General features: G+C 74.0%; 3 protein-coding genes. All 3 read left to right on the top strand.

Features of this window, described 5'->3' with window-relative positions:
• Positions 1-9: 9 nt before the first annotated feature.
• Genes ACWEVP_RS40435 through ACWEVP_RS40425 form a run of 3 tightly spaced genes read left to right on the top strand, consistent with a single transcriptional unit; the run spans position 10 to position 16198 of the window.
• The gene (locus ACWEVP_RS40435; protein WP_452067870.1) at positions 10-14751 is read left to right on the top strand and encodes a non-ribosomal peptide synthase/polyketide synthase; all 14742 of its coding nucleotides are present in this window, start codon (positions 10-12) and stop codon (positions 14749-14751) included.
• The gene (locus ACWEVP_RS40430) at positions 14748-16001 is read left to right on the top strand and encodes an MFS transporter (protein ID WP_452067869.1); all 1254 of its coding nucleotides are present in this window, start codon (positions 14748-14750) and stop codon (positions 15999-16001) included. Before ACWEVP_RS40435 ends, ACWEVP_RS40430 begins: the two co-directional genes overlap by 4 nt.
• Positions 16001-16198, top strand: coding sequence for an MbtH family protein (locus tag ACWEVP_RS40425; RefSeq protein ID WP_452067868.1), 198 nt, complete (start codon positions 16001-16003; stop codon positions 16196-16198). Before ACWEVP_RS40430 ends, ACWEVP_RS40425 begins: the two co-directional genes overlap by 1 nt.
• The last annotated feature ends 20 nt before the right edge of the window (positions 16199-16218 follow it).

Raw genomic sequence — 16218 nt, 5'->3', positions numbered from 1 at the left:
GACTGCTCCATGACCACGTCCCGACAGGACCGCATCGCGGCGCTGCCCGCCCACCTGCAGGAAGCGCTGCGCCGGCGGATGGCGGGAGCGGGCGCGCGCACGCCGGAGATCCCGGCCGCCGCCGACCGCTCCCGTCCGATCCCGCTGTCGTCCGCCCAGCGCCGGCTCTGGTTCCTCAGCCGCCTGCGGCCCGGCGACCCCGAGTACAACAGCGCGTTCGCCCTGCGCCTCACCGGCGAACTCGACGTCGCCGCCCTGGGCACCGCGCTGCGGCTGCTCGTCGCCCGGCACGAGCCGCTGCGCACCACGTTCACCGAGGTCGACGGCGAAGGCGTGCAGGTGGTGCAGCCGCCGTACGAGGTGCCGCTGCCCGTCGTCGACGTCGCGCAGGCCGACCTCGACGCCGTGCTGCGCGAGGAGTACGTGCGGCCGTTCGACCTCGAACGCGGCCCGCTGCTGCGCGCGGTGCTGGCCCGGGTCGGCCCGGCCGAGCACGTGCTGCTCGTGTGCGTGCACCACATCGCCACCGACGGCGCTTCGATGGGCGTGCTCACCGAGGAACTCGGGCTGCTCTACCGCGACGGCTCGGCCGCCGAGTTGCCGCCGCAACCCCTGCAGTACGCGGACTTCGCGCTGTGGCAGCACGACCGCCCGACCCGCCCGGCCGGGCTCGAGCACTGGAAAGAGCGGCTGGCCGGGATCACGCCGCTGGACCTGCCGGCCGACCACCCGCGCCCCGCCACCCGGGGGACGGCGGGCGCGGTCCGCGAGTTCACCGTGCCCGACGCCGTCGCCCGGCGGCTGGCCGAGCTGGCCCGCACGGCCGAAACCACGGTGTTCACGGTGCTCGTCGCCGCTTGCCAGGCGCTCTTCGCGCGCTACACCGGGCAGGACGACATCGCGCTCGGCACCGTCGTGCAGGGCCGTGACCGGCCGGAACTGGAGCGGGTCGTCGGGTTCTTCGCCAACACCGTCGTCCTTCGCTCCACAGTGGACACCGCAGTACCGTTCGCCGACCACTTGAGCACCGCCCGCCAGACGGTCCTGGACGCCTTCGCCCACGACGACGTCCCCTTCGAGGAACTCGTCGACGCCGTGCACGCCGGCCGGGACCCGGGCCGCCACCCGCTGTTCGACGTCATGGTGCTGCTGCACAGCGCCGGCGGTGCGCTTTCCTTCCCCGGCCTCACCGCCGAACCGGCCGAGGTGGCGCGGGACTCGGCGAACTTCGACCTCTCGATCGAGTTCGAGGAGTCCGGCGGACGGCTGGCCGGGCTCGTCGAGTACAGCACCGAGCTGTTCGAAGCCGCGACCATCGACCGCCTGCTCACGCACCTGCTGCGGCTCCTCGGCGGGATCGCCGCGGACCCGGCGCGCCGGATCGCCGACCTGCCGCTGACGACCGAGGCCGAAGAAGCCACGTTGCTGGAGTGGGGGAGCAGCGCGCTCGACGTCCCTCGGACGACCGTCGTCGACCTCCTCGACCACCAGGCGCGGACCCGGCCGGACGCGACCGCGCTGGTCTGCGGCGACGTCCGGCTCACCTTCGCCGAACTCGCCGCCCGCACCGACGCGCTCGCCGCGGACCTCGCGGCGAGGGGCGCCGGGCCGGACCGCGTGGTCGCCGTGCTGCTGCCGCGCTCGGCCGAAGCGATCGTCGCGCTGTTCGCCGTGCTCAAAGCCGGTGCCGTGCACCTGTCCATCGACCCCGGGCAGCCGGAAGAACGCATCCGCGTCCTGCTGGACGACACGCGGCCGGTGGTCGTGCTGGACGGCAGCGTGGTGCCCACCGGCGGGCCGAGACCGGCCGGGCCCCATCCCGCCGATGCCGCGTACGTCATCCACACCTCCGGCTCGACCGGCACGCCCAAGGGGGTCGTCGTCGAGCACGCGGCCCTGGTCAACCTCCTCGCCAACCACCGGAGGGTGTTCGGGCGCGAGCCGATGCGGGTGGCGCTCACCGCGACGCTGTCGTTCGACACCTCCTGGGAAGGCCCGCTGCTGCTGGCCGACGGCCACGAACTGCACCTGATCACCGACGAGACCCGCCTCGACCCGGCCGCGCTCACCCGGTACGTCCGCGACGCGTGCGTCGACTTCCTCGACGTCACCCCGTCCTACCTGCGGCAGCTGCTGCCCGCGGGGCTCCTGACCGGCGCGCACCGTCCGCGGTTCCTCATGGTCGGCGGGGAGGCCGTGGACCTCGACCTGTGGCAGGAGCTGGCCGCCTCGGACACCGCCGCGTACGACTACTACGGGCCCACCGAGTCCACTGTGGACGCCACCTGCGCGCCGATGACGGGGGACCGGCCGTTGATCGGCCGCCCGCTCGGCAACGTCGGCGCGTACGTCCTCGACGAGCACCTGCGGCTCGTCCCGCCCGGCGTGCCCGGCGAACTCTGCCTCGCCGGGGCGCAGCTCGCCCGCGGCTACCTCGGCCGGCCGGGCCTGACCGCCGACCGCTTCGTGGCGAACCCCTTCGGGGAACCGGGAACGCGGCTGTACCGCACCGGTGACCGCGTCCGCTGGATCGACGGGCGGCTGGAACACCTGGGCCGCATCGACGACCAGGTCAAGGTGCGCGGGTTCCGGATCGAGCCGGGCGAGGTCGAGGCGGCGCTGCGGCCGCACGTGACCGACGCCGCGGTGGACGTGCGCGGCGGCCGCCTCGTCGCCTACGTCGTCGGCGACGCGGAGTTCGCCGGCTTGAAGGCCGAGCTGTCGCGGACGCTGCCGGCCCACCTCGTGCCGTCGGCCTTCGTGCGTTTGGATCGGCTGCCGCTGACCCGCCACGGGAAGCTGGACCGCCGGGCCCTGCCGGCACCGGACCTGGCCGCGGCCACGGAGTACGTCGCCCCGCGGGACGACCGCGAGCGGCTGGTGACCCGGGTCTGGGCCGACGTGCTCGGCGTCGAGCGCGTCGGCGTCGACGACGACTTCTTCGACCTCGGCGGCGACTCGCTGCTCGGCATCCGGGTCGTCTCCCGGCTGAGGGACGAACTCGGCGCCGACGTCCCCGCCCGGCTCGTCTTCACCGCACCGACCCCGGCGCGGCTGGCCGCGCAGCTGCCCGACGCGGCCGCGCCGCGGGCGGCGATCCCACTCCTGCCGCGCGACGGCGGGCCGCTCGAAGCACCGCTTTCCTTCGCCCAGCAACGGCTGTGGTTCCTCGACGAGTTCGAGCCGGGCAGCACCGAGTACGTCTCACCGACGGTCCTGCGGCTGCGCGGCGAGCTGGACACCGCGGCGCTGAACCAGGCGCTCACCGCGCTGGTCGCCCGGCACGAGTCGCTGCGCACGACGTTCGCGACCGTCGACGGCCGCGGCGTCCAGATCATCCACCCGCCGTACGCGGTCGACGTCCCGGTGACCGGCGGCGACCTCGCCACCGCGCTGGACACCGCCACCGGCCCGGTCGACCTGCGCACCGGCCCGCTGCTGCGCACGGCGTTGACGCGGCTCGCCCCCGGCGACCACGTGCTCGCGCTGGTGCTGCACCACATCGTCACCGACGGCTGGTCCTCGGGCGTGCTCCTGAGCGAACTCGCCGCGCTCTACACCGCGTTCACCCGCGGCGAAGACCCGGCGCTGCCGCCGTTGCCCCTGCAGTACGCCGACTACGCGGTCTGGCAACGGGACCGCACGGACTTCGACGACCAGCTCGGCTACTGGCGGCACCGCCTCGACGGCGTCCCGGTGCTGGACCTGCCCACCGACCGGCCGCGCCCGGCCGTCCGCACCAAGAACGGCGCCCTGCACGAGTTCAGCGTCCCGGCCGGGACGACCGCCCGGCTCAAGGAACTGTCCCGCCACCACGGCGGCACGCTGTTCATGACGCTGCTCGCCGCCTGCCAGTTGCTGTTCGCCCGCTGGTCGGGGCAGGACGACGTCGCCGTCGGCACCGTCGTCACCGGCCGCGAGCGCACCGAGCTGGAAGGGCTCATCGGCTTCTTCGTCAACACCCTCGTCCTGCGGTCCACTGTGGACCTCGGCCGCGGGTTCGACGCGTTCCTCGGCGACGTGCGCGACACCGTGCTGGACGCCTTCGCCCACCAGGACGTCCCGTTCGACCGCGTCGTCGACGACCTGCAGCCCGAGCGCGACACCAGCCGCACGCCGCTGTGCCAGGTGCTGGTCGTGCTGCACAACACCCCGGACGCCCGGCCCGCCCTGCCCGGCCTCGACGTCGAAGAGCTGGTCCCGCCGATCGTCACCGCCGGCTTCGACCTGATGGTCCACTTCCAGGAAACGGCCGGGCGGCTCGACGCGGTCGTCAACTACAACACCGATCTGTTCGACCGGGCCACGATCGAGCGGTTCACCGGCTGGCTGCACACGCTCCTGGACGCCGTCGCGGCCACGCCGTCGCAGGCCCTCGGCGCGTTGCCGTGGATGACCGGCGCCGAGCGCGAACTGGTGCTGCGCGACTGGAACCCGGCCGGCGAGCCGGAGTCGCGGCCGACGCTGCCCGAGCTGTTCGCGGCGCAGGCCGCGCGCACGCCGGACGCCGTCGCCGTGACGCACGAGGGCACCGAGCTGACCTACCGCGAACTGGACCGGCGGGCGAACCGGCTGGCCCACCGGCTGATCGCCGCGGGCGCCGGACCGGAGCGCCTGGTCGCGCTGCGGCTGCCGCGCTCGGCCGATCTCGTCGTCGGAATCCTCGGCGTGCTCAAGTCCGGCGCCGGGTACCTGCCGATCGACCCGGACTACCCGGCCGCGCGCGTCGAGGCGATGCTCGCCGACGCCCGGCCGGTCTGCATCGTCGACGACGTCACCGCGGACGACCGGCCGGACACCGACCCGCGGGCGCGCGTCGATCCGCACAACACCGCGTACGTCATCTACACCTCCGGCTCGACCGGCGTGCCGAAGGGCGTGCTGGTCCCGCACGCGAACGTCACCCGGCTGTTCTCCTCGACCGCGCACTGGTTCGGCTTCGACGAGGAGGACGTCTGGACGCTCTTCCACTCCTACGCCTTCGACTTCTCGGTGTGGGAGCTGTGGGGCGCGCTGCTGCACGGCGGGCGGCTCGTCGTCGTCCCGGCCGATGTCGTCCGCGCGCCCGAGGACTTCCTGACGCTGCTGGCCGAGCAGCGCGTGACCGTGCTGAACCAGACGCCGTCGGCGTTCTACCGGCTCGGCACCCTGCCGTCGCCGCCGCTGAGCCTGCGGTACGTGATCTTCGGCGGCGAGGCACTGGATCCGGTGCGGCTGGCGGACTGGCGCCGCCGGCACCCGGACGGCCCGCGGCTGGTCGACATGTACGGCATCACCGAGACCACCGTGCACGTCACCTACCGCGTCCTCGACGACGACCGCGCCACGGTCGGCGTGCCGATCCCGGACCTGCGCGCCTACGTCCTGGACGCGGACCTCGCGCCGGTCCCGCCCGGCGTCACCGGCGAGCTGTACGTGGCGGGCGCCGGGCTCGCCCGCGGTTACCTCGACCGGCCCGGGCTGACCGCGTCGAGGTTCGTCGCGGACCCGTTCGGCGCGCCGGGAACCCGGATGTACCGCACCGGCGACCTGCTGTGCTGGACCGCCGGCGGCGAACTGGCCTACCGGGGCCGCGCCGACCACCAGGTCAAGATCCGCGGCTTCCGCATCGAGCTGGGTGAGGTCGAGGCCGCCCTGACCGCGCACCCCGACGTGACCGGAGCCGCCGTCGTCGCCCACGGCACCGGCGACACCCGCCGGCTCGTCGCCTACCTGACCGGGACCGTGCCCGGAACCACCGCGCTGCGCGAGTTCCTCGGCCGCTCGCTGCCCGCGCACATGGTGCCCGCGGTGTTCGTCGGCCTGGCCGAACTGCCGCTCAACGCCAACGGCAAACTCGACCACAAGGCGCTGCCCGAACCCGGCGCCCGCACCGAAACCCGTTATGTGGGGCCGCGTACGCCCGAAGAGACCGTGCTGGCCGACATCTGGTCGGCGGTACTGGGCGTCGAGCGGGTCGGCGTCGAGGACAACTTCTTCGGTCTCGGCGGCGACTCGATCCTCAGCATCCAGGTCGTCGCCCGCGCCCGGCAGGCCGGGCTGGGGATCTCGTCGAAGGACCTGTTCCAGCACCAGACCGTCGCCGAGCTGGCCAGGGTCGCCACGCCGAATGCGGCCCCCGTGGTCGTCGAAGAAACCGGCCCCGCGCCGCTGGGCCCGATCCAGTCGTGGCTGTTCGAGCACCTCGACCAGCCGTGGCGGCTGACCATGTCCGTCCACGTCGTCCTGTCCGCTGTGGACAGAGTGCGGCTCGTTCGCGCGGTCGCCGCGGTGACCGAACGCCATGACGCCCTGCGCATGCGGTTCTCCCGGGCGGACGGCGAGTGGCGGCAGGAACCCGCCGCCGCGGAGACCGCCGACGTCCTCCGGCACGTCGAACTGTCCGAAGTGGATGATGTCGTCGCCGCGATGCACGCCGAAGCCATCCGCGCGCAGACGTCCTTGGACATCGCGAACGGCCCGGTCTGGCGGGTGGTGCTCTTCACCTTCGCCGACCGCGCGCCCCAGCTGTTCCTGACCGCCCACCACCTCGTCATGGACGGTGTCTCCTGGCGCGTCCTGCTCGGTGACCTCGACCGCGCCTACCACGGCGAAGCGCTGGAACCGGTGGGCAGCTCGTTCACCCACTGGGCCCGGTCGCTGACCGAGCACGTGAAAATGGGACGCCTCGACAAGCACACCGCGTATTGGGAAACTGCCCTCCGCGGTGCGCGGACGGACCTCCCGGTCGACCACCCCGGCCGCAACCGCGCGAAGTCGGCGCGCGCGGTCTCGGTGTCACTTGGCCGGGCCGAGACCGCCGCGCTCCTGCGCGACGTGCCGGCGGCGTACCGCACCGAGGTCAACGACGTGCTGCTCAGCGCCCTCGGCCGGGTGCTCGCCCGCTGGACGGGCCGGTCCCGCGTCGTCGTCGCGGTGGAAGGCCACGGCCGCGAGGAAATCGCGGCGCCGCTGGACCTGTCCCGGACGATCGGCTGGTTCACCGCCCAGTACCCGCTGGTCCTCACGGTGCCCGACGGGGACTGGGGTGACGTCCTCAAGGCGGTCAAGGAGCAGCTGCGCGCCGTGCCGGACAAGGGTGCCGGCTACGAAGCCCTGCGGTACCTGAGCCCGCCGGACGCGCCCGGTGCCGCGCTGCGCGACGACCCCGCCCCGAAGATCTCCTTCAACTACCACGGCCGCTGGGACGTCGACGGCGACGGCTGGTACTCCGGCCGCGGCGAGCCCCTCGGGCACGACAGCGACCCCGACGGCCCCCGGCCGTACCTGCTCGACGTCGTCGGCGTCGTCGAAGCCGGCGAGCTGCACTTCACCTGGGAGTACTCCGCCGAAGTGCACGACGAGACCACCGTCCGCGCACTTGCTTCGCAGCTGGTCGAAGCCCTGGCCGAGGTGGTGGACCACTGCGCCGGCGCCGGTGGCCGCACTCCGTCCGACTTCCCGCTGGCCCGGCTCGACCAGGGCACCGTCGACCGGCTGGCCGGCGACGGCCGCGACGTCGAGGACCTCTATCCGCTCACGCCGCTGCAGGCCGGGATGGTGTTCCACAGCCTGGTCGACCGCGATTCGAGCGCGTACTTCGACCAGTTCCGCCTGCGGCTGGCCGGCGTCCGCGACCCGCGCGCGCTCGCCGAAGCGTGGCAACGCGTGGTGGACCGGACGCCGATCCTGCGCAGCAGCATGGTCTGGGACGGCGTCGACGAGCCGCTCCAGCGCGTCCACCGGCACGTCCGCGTCCCGGTCGGGCAGCACGACTGGCGCGACCGCACCCCGGCCGGCCAGGAGACCGCGCTCGAAGAGCTGCTCCGAGCCGACCAGGTCGCCGGCATGGACCTGACGGCGCCGCCGTTGATGCGCCTGGAAATCGCCCGCGTCGCCGACGACGAGGTCCAGCTGGTCTGGACGTCGCACCACGTCCTGCTCGACGGCTGGAGCACGGCCCAGGTCTTCGGCGAGGTGGCCGAGCAGTACGCGGCGATCGCCGGCGGCCGGACCGCCGAACTGGCCCCGCGCCGGCCGTTCCGCGACTACCTCGCCTGGCTGGCGGCGCAGGACCACGCCGAAGCCGAACGGCACTGGCAGACGGCGCTCGGCGGCTTCGCGGCCCCCACGCCGTTGCCGTACGACCGCCGTCCCCAGGAGGCCCACCGCGCCGAGTCGGCCGCCGAGGTCCGCGTCGAGCTGTCCGCTTCGGAGTCGGCCCGGTTGCGGGAAGTGGCGAAGGCGGCCGCGCTGACCGTGAACTCGGTCGTCCAGGGCGCGTGGGCGCTGCTGCTGGCCCGCCACAGCGGCGAATCCGACGTCCTGTTCGGCATTACGGTCTCCGGGCGGCCGGCCGAGCTGCCCGGGGTCGAGGCCATGATCGGCATGTTCATCAACACCATGCCGACCCGCGTGGAAATCCACAACGGACTGTCGATCGCCGGATGGCTGCGCGCGATCCAGGCCCGGCAGGCCGAAGCCCGGCGCTACGACTTCCTCGCGCTCTCGCGGCTGCAGGCGTTCACCGCGGTCCCGGCGGGCACGGCGCTGTTCGACAGCGTGGTGGTCTTCGAGAACTACCCGATCGAAGAGAGCGGAGCGGACGGCGTGCGGGTGCTGGACGTCAGCTCGCTCGACACCACCAGCTACCCGCTGAACCTGACCGCCTTCCTGCACGACCGGCTCGGCCTCGAGCTGTCCTACGACCCGCGGCTGTTCGACGAGCCGACGGTCCGGCGGCTGGCCGGGCAGCTCGCCCACCTCGTGCGGTCCATGGCCGCCGGTCCGGACCGCCGGGTGGGGGAGCTGTCCCTGTCGGCGCCAGAAGAGCGGCCGGAGCTGATCGAAGCCGGGGTGGGTGCCGCGCTCGACGTCCCGGCGGGCACGGTCTTGGACGCTTTCGAGGCGACGGTCGCGCGGAGCCCGCACGAGACCGCGCTCGTCTTCCGCGACACGCGGCTGAGCTTCGCCGAACTCGACGCACGGGCCGCCGAGCTGGCCCGCCGGTTGACGGCCGCGGGGGCCGGACCCGAGCGGGTGGTGGCGATCCGGCTGCCGCGCTCGGCGGAGGCGGTCATCGCGATCCTGGCGGCGTTCAAGGCGGGGGCGGCGTACCTGCCGGTCGATCCCGGGCTGCCGGACGACCGGGTGCGGATGCTGCTCGAGGACGCGCGCCCGGTGGTGGTGCTGGACGGAGCGGAGCCGCCGCCCGCATCGGACGCGGTCGCCGCGACCCGGCCCGGGCCCGCGAACACCGCCTACGTCCTCTACACCTCCGGCTCCACCGGCCGGCCGAAAGGCGTGCTCGTCGAGCACCGCGGGCTGATGAACCTGCTCGCGAACCACCGCGGCGTCTTCCTCGGCGGGCCCCGGACCCGGGCCGCGCTCACCGCGTCGTTCTCCTTCGACACCTCCTGGGAACCCCTGCTCGCCCTGGTCGAGGGCCACGAGCTGCACGTCATGGACGACGACACCCGGCTCGACCCGCACGCCGCCGTCCGGTACGTCCGCGACCACCGGATCGACCTGCTCGACCTCACCCCGACCTACCTGCACCAGCTCCTGGCCGCGGGGCTCCTGCAAGGAGACCACCGGCCCGCCACCGTGCTCGTCGGCGGCGAGGCGACCGGCGAGGCGCTCTGGCGGGAGCTGGCCGGTTCCGGTGTCACCGCCCACAACTACTACGGCCCGACCGAGGTGACCGTCGACGCGACGCACGCCCCCGTCACCGGCGACCGGCCGTCGATCGGGCGGCCCCTGGCCAACCTCTCGGCCCACGTGCTGGACGCGGCGGGCCACCCGGTCCCCGCCGGCGTGGCGGGGGAGCTGTTCCTCGCCGGTCCCCAGCTGGCCCGCGGCTACCTGAACCGGCCGGGCCTGACCGCCGAGCGGTTCGTCGCCGACCCCTTCGGACCGCCGGGATCCCGGATGTACCGGACCGGCGACCGCGTGCGCCGGGGCACCGACGGGCGGCTGGACTACCTCGGCCGCGTCGACGACCAGGTCAAGATCCGCGGCTTCCGCGTCGAACCGGGCGAGATCGAGGCGGCGCTGCGGCAGCACCCGGCGGTCACCGACACGACGGTCGTGGCCCGCGACGGCCGGCTCGTCGCCTACGTCGTCGGCGAAACCCGCGACCTGCGGACCTGGCTGCGCGGCCGCCTGCCGGAGCACCTCGTGCCGTCGGCGTTCGTGGCCCTGACCGCGATCCCGTTGAACCGCAACGGGAAGATCGACCGGACCGCGCTGCCCGCACCCGACCGGGACGCCGAAGCCGAGTACGTCGCCCCCGAAACGCCCGCCGAACTCCGGCTCGCCGCGATCTGGGCCGACGTGCTGCGCGTCGGGCGCGTCGGGCGCACCGACAGCTTCTTCGAGCTCGGCGGCGACTCGATCAGCAGCATGCGGATCACCTCCCGCGTCCGCGCGGAGTTCGGCATGGAGGTCTCGCCGCGCGCCTTGTTCACCGCGCCCACGCTCGAACGGTTCGCCGCCGCGCTGCCCGTCGCGCTGCCCGCCGCGCGGGCCACCGCCCGGCCGATCCCGGCCGTGCCGCGAGACGGCGCCCTGCCGCTTTCCTTCGCCCAGCAACGGCTCTGGTTCCTCGACGAGTTCGAACCGGGCAGCACCGAGTACGTGTCGCCGACGGCGCTGCTGCTGCGCGGCGACCTCGACGTGACCGCGCTGCGCCGGGCACTGACCGCCGTCGTCGCCCGGCACGAGTCGTTGCGGACGACGTTCGCGACCGTCGACGGCCACGGCGTCCAGCTCGTCCACGAGCCGTACGACGTCGAGCTGCCGGTCGGGAACTTCAGCGAAGAGGCCCTCGAAAGCGAGCTGCGGAAGCCGTTCGACCTGCGCACCGGGCCGCTGCTGCGGGCCCGCCTGTTCCGCCGGGCGGCCGGCGAGCACGTCCTGCTCCTGGCGCTGCACCACATCGTCACCGACGGCTGGTCCTCCGGCGTGCTGACTTCCGAGCTGGACGCCTGCTACACCGCGTTCACCCGGGGCGGCGAACCGGACCTGCCCGGACTGCCCGTGCAGTACGCCGATTTCGCCGTGTGGCAACGGGAATCCCTCGACGGCCCGGTGCTCGCCGAGCAGCTCGGCCACTGGCGCGAGCGCCTCGACGGCGTGGCGCCGCTCGAGCTGCCGACCGACCGCCCGCGCCCGCCCGTGCGCACCACCGAGGGCGACTGGGTCGAGTTCACCGTGCCCGCCGAGGTCACCGCGCGGCTCAAGGAGCTGGCGGGCGAGGGCGACGGCACGCTGTTCATGACGCTGGTCGCCGCCTGCCAGGTGCTGCTCGCCCGGTGGGCGGGCCAGGAGGACGTCGCGGTCGGCACGGTCACCGCCGGCCGGGAGCGGCCCGAACTGGAGCGCCTCGTCGGGTTCTTCGTCAACACCCTCGTCTTGCGGTCCACTGTGGACGCGAAACGGCCGTTCCGCGAGTTCCTCGGTGAGGTGCGGGCCACCGTGCTGGACGCCTTCGCCCACCAGGACGTCCCGTTCGAGCGCGTGGTGGACGCGGTGCAGCCGGTCCGCGACTCGAGCCGGACCCCGCTGTTCCAGGTGATGGTGGCGCTGCAGAACACCGGCGACGAGCCGGACGGCGGCACCCTCGCCGCCGAGGAGCTCGCGCTGCCGATGACGACCGCGACCTTCGACCTGCTCGTGCAGTTCGAGGAACACGGGGGCGCGCTGCGCGGTGCGATCAACTACAGCACCGGCCTGTTCGACGCGGCCACGATCGAGCGGGTGGCCGCGCGGCTGCGGGTCCTGCTGACCGAAGCCGCGGCGGACCCGGACCGGCCCGTCGGCGACCTCTCGCTGTTCCTGCCCGGCGAACGCGAAGCCGTGCTGGCCGCGGCCCCGCGGGAGCCGCGGCCGGACGTCACCCTGCCCGCGCTGCTGCGTCACGACTCCGACGCCGTCGCCGTGTCCGACGACCGGGTCTCGCTCAGCCACCGCGAACTGGACGTGCGCGCGAACCGGCTCGCGCACCGGCTGATCGCCGCCGGAGCCGGCCCGGAGACGCGGGTCGGGGTGCTGCTGCCGCGGTCGGCGGACCTGCTGGTCGCGGTGCTGGCGGTGCTCAAGACCGGGGCGGCCTACGTCCCGATCGACCCCGGCTACCCGGCCGACCGGATCGCCTACCTGCTCGAAGACGCCCGCCCCGTCTGCGTGCTCGACGACGTCGACGCGCCCGGTTTCCCGGACCACGCACCGGAAGCGGCCATCGACCCGGAGCACCCGGCGTACGTCGTCTACACCTCCGGCTCGACCGGCCGGCCCAAGGGCGTGGTCGTGAGCCACCGCGCGGTGGCGAACTACCTGCGCTGGGCCGTCGACGCCTACCCGGGCCTGGGCGGCGCCGGTGTGCTGCACTCCTCGGTGTCGTTCGACCTCACCGTCACGACGTTGTTCGGCCCGCTCCTGGCCGGTGGCCACATCCGGGTCGCCGACGTCCTGGAGGCCGAGCCGGTGCCGTGCACGTTCCTCAAGGCGACGCCCAGTCACCTGCCCGTCCTGGCGGGCGACCCGCGGGACCTCGTCGTCGGCGGCGAGCAGCTGCTCGGCGACGTGCTGGACCGGTGGCGCCGGGCGCACCCGGGCGCGACCGTGGTCAACGAGTACGGGCCGACCGAGACGACGGTCGGCTGCATGGAGTACCGCGTCGAACCCGGGGACGCGGTCCCCGCCGGGCCGGTCCCGATCGGGCACCCGATCCGCAACACCCGGCTCTACGTGCTCGACGCCGGGCTGAACCCGGTGCCGCCGGGCATCCCCGGCGAGCTGTACATCGCCGGCGACGGGCTCGCCCGCGGCTACCTCGACCGGCCCGGGCTGACGGCGTCGCGGTTCGTCGCCTGCCCGTTCGGGCCGCCGGGGGAGCGGATGTACCGCTCCGGCGACCGGGTGACCCGGCGACCGGACGGCGAGCTCGTGTACCACGGCCGGGCCGACGAGCAGGTCAAGATCCGCGGCCACCGCGTCGAACCCGGCGAGATCGAGGCCGCGCTGCGGGCGCACCCCGCCGTCACCGACGCGGCCGTGCTCGCCCGGGACGGGCGGCTGATCGCCTACGTCGTACCGGACGCCGAACCGGACCTGCGCGAGTTCCTCGGCCGGTCGCTGCCCGACTACATGGTGCCGTCGGCGATCGTCGCGCTGGACGCCCTTCCGGTGACCCGCAACGGAAAACTGGACCGGGCCGCGCTGCCGGACGCCGACGCCGAAGAACACCGGTACGTCGAGCCGGCCGGGCCGGTCGAGACGGCGCTGGCCGCCGTCTGGGCCGAGGTGCTGGGCCGCGAACGCGTCGGTGCGCGCGACAACTTCTTCGAGCTGGGCGGGGATTCGATCCTCAGCATCCAGGTCGTGCACCGCGCCCGGCTGGCGGGACTGCGGATGCGCTCGAAGGACCTGTTCGCCCACCAGACCGTGGCGTCGCTGGCGACCGTGGTCACCGCGGCCGGCGAAGACCGGGCACAGCACGAAGCCGTGGTCGGCGAGGTGCCGCTCACGCCGATCCAGCGGTGGTTCCTCGACGCCGAGCCGGCGAACCCGGCCCACTTCACCCAATCCGTGCTGCTCGAACTGGCCGGGCCCCCGAACGAAGAGGCGCTGCAGCAGGCGCTCGACGCGGTCGTCGCCCACCACGACGCCCTGCGCCTGCGGTTCACCCGGGACGGCGGGCAGTGGCGGCAGCACAATGACGCGCCGGAAGCGGCCGTCCCGCTGCGGATACTGTCCACTTCGGACCCCGAGGCCGTCGCCGACGAGGTGCACGCGAGCTTCGACCTCGCCCGGCCGCCGCAACTGCGGGCGGTGCTGTTCGAGCCGGACCGGCTCTTCCTGGCGGCGCACCACCTGGTCGTCGACGCGGTGTCGTGGAGCATCCTCGTGGAGGACCTCGAGCGGGCCTACGGGCAGATCCAGGCGGGGGAGAAGGCGGACCTCGGCCCGAAGACGACGTCCTTCCGCGACTGGGCCCGGCGGCTGCGGGAGTTCGCCGAAGGCGGCGGCCTGGACGACCAGCGCGAGTTCTGGGCGCGGGAACTGCCCGGCCGCGCGCTTCCGCTCGACCACACCGGTGACGGGACGGCCGCGGTCGAGTCGGTACCGGTCGAGGTCGGCGAGCGCGACACCGACGCCCTGCTGCACCTGGCGCCCGGCGCGTACCGGACGCGGATCAACGACGTGCTGCTCAGCGCGCTCGCCTGGGCGGTCGGCCGCTGGACCGGGCACGACGCGGTCGCGATCGACCTGGAAGGGCACGGGCGCGAGGAGGTCTTCGACGGCGTGGACCTGTCCCGGACGGTCGGCTGGTTCACCACGCTGTTCCCGGTCGGGCTGACGATCGACCCGGACGCGGGCTGGCGCGCGCTGGTCAAGTCCGTGCGGCGGCAGCTGCGGGCGGTGCCGGGCAACGGGTTCGGCCACGGCGTGCTGCGCTCCTACCGGTTCCCGGAGCTGGGCGCGAACGCCCCGCAGCTGGCGTTCAACTACCTCGGCCAGGGCGACGGCACGGGCGGCGGCGACGGGCTCTTCCGCGCGTCGCACCCGCCGATCGGCCGCGAGCAGGACCCGGCGAACGTGCCGGCGCACCTGCTGGAAGTCGTCGGCGGCGTGCGGGACGGCCGGCTGGAGTTCACCTGGTTCTTCCGGCCGGACCGGCACGACCGCGCGACGGTCGAGGCCGTCGCCGCCGGCTTCGCCGAAGCACTGCGGAGCATCGCCGCCGACTGCCGCGGGGAGGAGGCGTGAGCGCGCCGGCCAAGGAGAAGCTGTCCCGCAACCGGGACTACCGCCTGCTGTGGAGCGGCCAAGTCGTGTCCGAGGCCGGGTTCAGCACGACGACGATCGCGTTCCCGTTGCTGGTGCTGGCGATCACGGGCTCGGCCGCGCAGTCCGGGCTGGTGCTGGGCGCGGTCGCGATCGCCCAGCTGGTCGCCGGGCTGCCGGCCGGTGCGCTGGTGGACCGCTGGCCGCGCAAGCGGATCATGCTCGGCTGCGAGGCGGTGCAGGCGCTCGGGGCGGCGAGCCTGGTGCTCGCGGTGTGGTGGGGCGTGGCCGGCGTGGCGCAGCTCGTCGTCGTCGCCGTCCTGATGGGACTGTGCCGGGCGTTGTTCGAGCCCGCCGAGGAAGCCAGCCTGCCGCGGCTGGTGAGCACCGAGCAGGTCCCGTCGGCGGTGGCGCTGAACGCGGCGCGCACCAGCGCCGGCCAGCTGTCGGGCACCGCGCTCGGCGGGTTCCTGTTCGCGCTGGGCCGGTTCGTGCCGTTCGTCTTCGACGTCGTCGCGCACGTGGTCGCGTTCGTGTCGCTGGTGTTCGTCCGCCTGCCCGCGCGGCCCGGACCGGCGGCGGACCGCCCGCCCGCGCACCTGGGCCGCGAGATCGTCGAAGGACTGCGCTGGGTCTGGCAGCAGCCGCGCGTGCGCGTCACGGCGGTGTGCGCGATCGTCCTGAACCTGTTCTTCGCGGCGTACTACCTGGTGATCATCGTGCTGGCGAACGAACGCGGCGTGCCGCCCGGCGAGATCGGCGTGATGGCCGCGATGCTCGGCGCCGGCGGCATCGCGGGGGCGCTGGCCGCGCCGTACCTGCACCGCCGGCTGGGCCCGTACCCGCTGATCATCGGCGTGTTCTGGGGGCTGACGCTGCTCACGCCGCTGGCGGTGTTCGTGCACGACGGCTACCTGATGGGCCTGCTGTTCGCGGCGATGGCGTTCCTGGCGCCGGCGGCGAACACGACCATCAACACCTACCAGCTGCTCTACACACCCGACGAGCTGCGCGGCCGCCTCGGCGGCGTGATGGGCGTGACGGGCGGGCTGGCCGCGGCGCTCGGCCCGGCGCTGGGCGGCTGGCTCGTCGACCTCCTCCCCGACGCCGCCGCCGTGCTCGGCTGCGCCGGGGCGATCGCCGTGGTCACCGTGCTGACCACGTTCAGCCGCACCCTGCGCGGCTTCCCCGCTGTGTCCGATGCCGAAACCGTCAACACCGAGGAGTCCTGATGGACGAGAACACCACCTACCAGGTCCTGCTCAACGACGAGGGCCAGTACTCCCTCTGGCCGGCGGACAAGGAGGTACCCGCCGGCTGGCACCCCGACGGCACGCGGGGGACCCGCCAGGAGTGCATGGACCACGTGGACGAGGTGTGGACCGACATGCGGCCCCGCAGCCTGCGGGAACGGATGTCGGCCGGCTGACCCGGCGGGGATCCCGGGCT

This window comes from Amycolatopsis sp. NPDC003865, assembly GCF_053605345.1.
This window is presented reverse-complemented; position numbering and strand designations above follow the sequence as displayed.